Annotated in this window: 5 protein-coding genes; 3 read left to right on the top strand and 2 right to left on the bottom strand. The window is 41.6% G+C overall.

Annotated elements, in window-relative coordinates; all coding sequences use genetic code 11:
* Positions 1 to 106 precede the first annotated feature (106 nt).
* The gene (locus tag PENNN9_RS04200; protein WP_058368486.1) at positions 107 to 1,093 is read right to left on the bottom strand and encodes a hypothetical protein; all 987 of its coding nucleotides are present in this window, start codon (positions 1,091 to 1,093) and stop codon (positions 107 to 109) included.
* Positions 1,094 to 1,597: 504 nt separating this feature from the next.
* Here PENNN9_RS04200 and PENNN9_RS04205 point away from each other — a divergent pair.
* The 3 genes from PENNN9_RS04205 (at position 1,598) to PENNN9_RS04215 (ending at position 3,996) form a co-directional block, all read left to right on the top strand.
* On the top strand, positions 1,598 to 2,833 hold the full coding sequence (locus tag PENNN9_RS04205; protein WP_058368483.1) for a lipoprotein-releasing ABC transporter permease subunit: 1,236 nt from the start codon (positions 1,598 to 1,600) through the stop codon (positions 2,831 to 2,833).
* A gap of 94 nt (positions 2,834 to 2,927) precedes the next feature.
* A complete protein-coding gene (gene lolD / locus PENNN9_RS04210; RefSeq protein WP_058368484.1) occupies positions 2,928 to 3,608 on the top strand; it encodes a lipoprotein-releasing ABC transporter ATP-binding protein LolD in 681 nt (226 codons plus the stop codon).
* Positions 3,609 to 3,684: 76 nt separating this feature from the next.
* The gene (locus PENNN9_RS04215) at positions 3,685 to 3,996 is read left to right on the top strand and encodes a hypothetical protein (protein WP_058368485.1); all 312 of its coding nucleotides are present in this window, start codon (positions 3,685 to 3,687) and stop codon (positions 3,994 to 3,996) included.
* Between the two features lie 37 nt (positions 3,997 to 4,033).
* Here the strand turns inward: PENNN9_RS04215 and PENNN9_RS04220 are convergent.
* On the bottom strand, positions 4,034 to 4,565 hold a 532-nt coding region (locus PENNN9_RS04220), incomplete at its 5' end, for a DUF2062 domain-containing protein (protein ID WP_058368487.1).

The raw sequence follows: 4,565 nt of genomic DNA on the forward strand, positions 1-4,565 counted from the left end.
GTAACTCTGCCCCTAGTTAAATTAGGGGCTTTTTATTTGATTCATGTACCGTTTTTAGACAGTAAGATTGCTTAGATGATTGATTATTTAGATGATTATGGACATATCAGCTGGCTTGAGTTTGTATTTGTACTTTTGTGTTTTTAGAATCTTGATTTTCTTTATAAATCGCTGCTTGTAGCCAGATATTTGCTTGAATATAGTTATTTACCTTGATGGCTTGCGTGGTTGGCGTACTTAGCGCACCAATACGCACAACAAATGGATCTGCATCTTGTTCACGCAAGATGACCACATCAAACAAAATGATAGGCTTGTCATTGAATGTCGTTTCTTGTTTGCCAATAACTTGCCCTTGGCACCAAGCCTCATCTTCTTGACCAAGCGTATCGCCAAATAGATAAGCGCACATATGACCCAAGTTGATCTCTACTGGCGCCATTTGTTCTTTAGTCTCTGGTTGCCACTCTTTAATTTGTTCTTGAATATCTTCTGGTACTTGTCCATCATTGGCCGCAACGATATCATTAAAAGCGCGATGGTAACGGATCGCTTCTTGATCCTCGACCATAATAACTTCGTCTTGATCGCTGATCGAGATCTCGTGAGCCCAAGCACTAAAATTCACAAAATATGGTGTGTTTTGTTGATAGAGATGACGGTTGGCTGTGTAGAGCTGATCAAAAGCATAAATAATACTGCCATCAACACTACGCAGGCGTAGTACTGCATCATGCGAGCTGTCACTGACAATCATACGCTCAATCGTACAAGTCAGACCATAAGGACCATTGACGCAAGGATAGGCGTTAATAAAGCATTCAGGTTTGCCATCTTTCATTGCAAGTACCTGATTGATATGGCAAGGCTGATCCTCAGACAGTAGCAAACAAGAATCTTGAGCACTTGCATTATTGTTGAGACCTTTAGGCATGGTCGCATGTTCAATCATCTGCTGTAACCATTCAGGCACATCACGACTCATATCATCAGTCAAAATACGCCAATGATCAGCGTGTCCTGCCGTTTGCTCGTCTGTTAAAGTAATTTTGGTGGGTGATTGTACGTTTTTATATTGATAATTAATAGTCATGAAGATACTCAAACTTAAGTCTGCCATGAAGTTTGGACACCAAATAGCACGATGAGCTTTTATTTGTTACTAACGCAGTAAGCCAATACCTAAGCAATATATTATATACATTCTCAATATTGTGCTATGTTTGCGCAGCAGCAATGGGTCAACAAACAACAATGATGGGTTAATGACAATTGTCCTTAGCATACAATATATAGGTATAGACGCAACTAATAGCAAGCCCCTCATAAAAAAATAATAACGAAGCGCTGTATTTTATGAAAAAAGACCTGCAGTTTTTACGAATGACTGGCACATATTAGAAAAATTGTGTCAAACTATCCACTTTTTTGGTAGCCACGATTGGGACGTCTAAAACCATGTTTATATGTCTGCGTTATATTCATATAAGCATGACCAGTACTGGCTCAGTTGCTTGTTAAGCGCGGAAAGCTTATTGGCTTACGTTAGTGTGCTTATATGACAGTTGCTCACCTAGATAAGATAAAGAGTTTGAATATGTTTCGTCCTTTAGCATTATTTATCGGTTTACGGTACACCCGAGCAGAGCGTAGTAATCGCTTTATCTCTTTTATATCGCTCATTTCAATGATAGGTCTAACTCTTGGAGTAGCGGTATTGATTACCGTGCTATCAGTGATGAACGGCTTCGATCGCGAACTAAAGACCCGTATTTTGGGAATGGTTCCACAAGCGACTGTGACGTCACCTGAGGTCATTGGCGATTGGAAACAGCTTGCTGAACGTATTCAAGAAGATCCGGAGGTTTCAGCAGTCGCACCATTTATTCAACTGCAAGGTATGTTGACTTCTAATGGTCAAGTTGCCGGTATTATGGTCACAGGTATTGATCCTGAGTACGAAAAAAATGTCTCAATCATTAATAAGCATATGACTGAAGGCAGCATTGATACTCTAAAAGGTGGCGACTTTAGTATTGTGTTGGGCGAGGAGATGGTACAGTCTCTTGGTTTGAATATTGGCGACAAGGTCACGTTGGTGCTACCAGAAGCATCACCATCGCCAGCTGGTGTCATACCGCGCTTTAAGCGTTTTACTTTGACAGGTATTTTTAGTATTAGTCCAGAAGTGGATAGCTTGATGGCATTCATTCCGATGAATGATGCTGCTAAATTGCTGCGTCTTCCTGAGGGCGCGCAAGGTATTCGTATGAAGCTTGGTGATTTATTCAATGCACCGATGGCAGCGCAAAAAGCGGCGGCAATTGCGCCAGAACAACTGTACCCCAATGACTGGACACAGACTCATGGCAATCTATTCGGCGCGATTCAGATGGAAAAAGCGATGGTAGGCTTATTATTGTTCTTAATTATCCTTGTCGCAGCCTTTAATATCGTCTCAAGCTTAGTCATGCTCGTCACTGACAAAAAAGCAGACATCGCTATCTTAAAGACTTTTGGCGCTTCTCCGCGTTTGATTACTCAAGTATTTATGGTGCAAGGTGTGGTAATCGGGGTCATTGGTACAGTAGCTGGTACTGTGCTTGGGGTCATTTTTGCCTTAAGTATTAGCGATATTTTAGGTTGGATCAATCAAAGCTTTGGCTTAAACCTGTTCGATGCTTATTTTATTAATTACTTACCATCGCAGCTACGCTTGGTCGATGTCGTACTGATCACTGGTGCATCATTTGTTCTAAGCTTTTTGGCAACCATCTATCCTGCACGCCGCGCAGCCAAGATCCAACCTGCGCAAACGTTGCGTTATGAGTAGTCATGTTGATGACGTTACGATAAACATATAAGAAATATAATTATAAATTTTAAGTGTCAGCTTTTGATTGACAAATATGAATGAAGGAAGCGGTATGGCGGCCATTTTAGAGGCAAGCAACATTAGTAAGATATACGATGAAGGTGCAGTGCATACGCAAGTACTGACAGGATTAGATTTGTCTGTCAATGCAGGCGAGCGCATTGCCATTGTTGGCACAAGTGGGTCAGGTAAGAGTACTTTGCTGCATTTGTTAGGCGGTCTAGATACACCTACTAATGGTGAAGTATGGCTGCATGGTAAGTGCTTAAATCATATGAATGAAACCCAGCGCGGCGCCATGCGCAATCAATATTTGGGCTTTATCTATCAGTTTCATCATCTATTGGCAGAGTTCACCGCGGTAGAAAATGTCGCTATGCCTTTATTAATGCGACCCAAAGTGTCCACAACAGAAGCGCGTCTGCAAGCCGTTGAGCTGTTAGAAAACGTGGGTTTAGGCCATCGTTTGGACCATAGACCAGGAGAGTTGTCAGGTGGTGAGCGTCAGCGCGTGGCTATTGCTCGTGCTTTGGTGACTAAGCCATCACTCATATTAGCGGATGAACCGACTGGTAACTTGGATTACGACAATGCCCAATCTGTGTTTGGACTGCTATCAGAGCTGCAAAGCACCATGCAAACAGCATTACTCATGGTGACTCATGACCGCAATTTGGCTGCGCTGGCTGATCGGCAGTTGCTACTACGCAATGGTCATTGGGCTGAGTATTAAGTTATCGAGAGTATATCAATGGCAAACCATATTCATATGATTTAAAGTCTGTGCAACGTTTATAAGGATAAATATTATGAATGATAATAAGAACGATGATCCAGTTTCTGCTTTTGGTAGCGCTGAAGAAGGCAACGATCCGTTAAAGGACTATATTGACCCAACGCTTTTTGAGACGATCGATAGACAGACACAAATAGAGTTACTGACACCCGCTTTTGATGCCATTACGCTTGCTGGTGCTGACTATGATCTAAAAGCTCAAGACAGCGCTACGGGAAAACGTTATACGTTACTCAAAGATAAGGAAGTGATAGATATCTTAGTAATGAATGATAATTTTACCGATCAAGTCGTTGACGCTATAAATAAAGACCAAGAAGAGTAGTGTTTTTAAACAAAACACTTAACATAGATACCTTTTACTACGTCTTTGGGTGTTTATCTGAAGACTCTTTTTGACGCTTTTGCCAGCTTGTCACTGTTTTATAGCGCCAGATCGCCTTAAAGGTTAAACCACAAATAAGACTAGTCACCACGGCTAACAACGTCAGTCCTAAACAAAACGCAGTCAATGACACTGTACCACGATAAGTAATGAACGGATTGGCACCATTTGCAAGTACCCATAAACTAAAGTCAGCAATCATCCTTCCAATTATTCGTAAACTAATCATTGGCTCGCCCATAATGTGGGCGCCAACGTAATAACCAGCATAAAAAATAGGTAGCGTAGTAAGAGGATTAGTAATCCACGTCAAACCAAGGGCCATGGGTACATTAGCACGAAAAATAAGCGCACCAATCAACGCCAGTAACATCTGTCCTGGTAACGGAAAAAATGCACTAAGCACCCCAATATAAACTGCCTTGTTCAAGCTATGACGATTAAATTGCCATAAACGTGGATCAGCCAAATGCGGCGCAAACAGCTTTAAAGAGCGGCTCTCCAAAATT

Origin of the sequence: Psychrobacter sp. ENNN9_III (assembly GCF_001462175.1) — a bacterium.
GTDB lineage: Bacteria > Pseudomonadota > Gammaproteobacteria > Pseudomonadales > Moraxellaceae > Psychrobacter.